This is a genomic window from Bacillus sp. B4EP4a (genome assembly GCF_006680105.1).
Taxonomy (GTDB): Bacteria; Bacillota; Bacilli; order Bacillales; family DSM-1321; genus Peribacillus; species Peribacillus simplex_E.
Window position 1 is genome coordinate 1 of sequence record NZ_VHIK01000096.1, and the last position, 1510, is coordinate 1510.

General features: G+C 40.6%; 1 protein-coding gene. It reads left to right on the forward strand.

Annotated features, from left to right (window positions below):
* Positions 1-485: 485 nt before the first annotated feature.
* Positions 486-1457 carry an NERD domain-containing protein gene (locus FNK51_RS26150; protein WP_141995233.1) on the forward strand — a complete coding sequence of 324 codons (972 nt, stop codon included), beginning with the start codon at positions 486-488 and terminating at the stop codon, positions 1455-1457.
* Positions 1458-1510: the final 53 nt, after the last annotated feature.

Here is a 1510-nt window from a genome sequence, read left to right on the forward strand (position 1 = left end):
TGTCGCGAACTCACGAGTAAAGCGCAAATTCACGAGTAAACTACGTAAATTCACGAGTAAATGTCGCGAACTCACGAGTAAATGGTGCGAATTCACGAGTAAATGGCGTAAATTCACGAGTATGGCGCAAACTCACGAGTAAACTACGTAAACTCACGAGTAAATAGTGCAAATTCACGAGTAAATGGCGTAAACTCACGAGTAAATGGCTCAAATCTACGAGTAAACGCAAATTCACGAGTAAATGTCGCGAACTCACGAGTAAACTACGTAAATTCACGAGTATGGCGCAAACTCACGAGTAAATGGCGAGAACTCACGAGTAAATACCCCAATTTCACGAGTAAATGTCGCAAACTCACGAGTAAGCTACAAATCCCATGAATTAAACAGATCGAACTCCCGGTAAAACGTCTGATTTCAGATCCTAGCAGGAAAAAAGGGCATTTACATAGAAGCTAAATGGAGAAGGAGTTGATGCATGGATGCTAAAACCGTGTGAAATGCCTATGAAAATGCTCAAACTGGAGGCATTAAGCAGGAGGCTATCAGCAAATCATCCAAAACAGGAAAGAATCAGGAACGATTTCCAGAAAATCCGTACAGGATATAACGGGGAGCTGAGTATCGGAAAAGAGCTGAAGAATCTTCCGAAAGAATATTGTGTATTTCATGATTTGAGATTAAGCTACGATGGAAGCCGTTATTTTCAAATGGATTTCCTAATATTCACCCGGAATTACTGTATCATCATTGAAGTGAAAAATTTTGCCGGAACGCTCTATTTTGACCGCACCTATCCCCAATTGATTCGGACAAAAGATGGACAGGAACAGGCATATCTGGATCCGCTAATCCAGGTTGACGTGCAAAAATCCCGATTAAATGATTGGCTTACTTTTCACAAATTCCCCTCGCTGCCGATTGAAACGCTCATTGCCAATGCAAACTCGAATACCATCATCAGGACTACCCCAGGTTTTACCCCCATTTTCAAAAAAATCACGGGAAAAGAAACCCTGATTACCAAAATTCACACCCTTGAAGAAAAGTATCCTTTTGAGCAATTAACCCAAAGGCAGAGCAATAGACTTTCGAACACGATTCTGCATAAAAACACTCCGCATAATCCTGATATACTCGAATTGTATCAAATTGATGAGCAAGATCTGCTCAAAAGCGTTCAATGTCCTGAATGCTCTGCTCCCCATATGCAATATCACTGGGGCAAATGGTCATGCAGTCAATGTTCTTACGCCTCGAAAGATGCCCACATTCAAACTCTTCGTGATTTTGCTCTCCTCATAAAACCCAATATAACAAATAAACAAGCACGGCTCTTTTTACAAATCGATTCAATTGATATCATGCAACGGATGCTATCTGCACTGGAATTGCCTTATTCGGGACAATTTAAAAATAGAGCTTATAGACTTGATGGATTAATTCACGAGTAAATAGTGCAAATTCACGAGTAAATGTCGCGAACTCACGAGTAAATGACGCAAAT

What these genes read in the sequence shown, in the direction of transcription:
- FNK51_RS26150 (WP_141995233.1), top strand. Translation starts at nt 486, where the DNA reads ATGCTAAAACCGTGTGAAATGCCTATGAAAATGCTCAAACTGGAGGCA.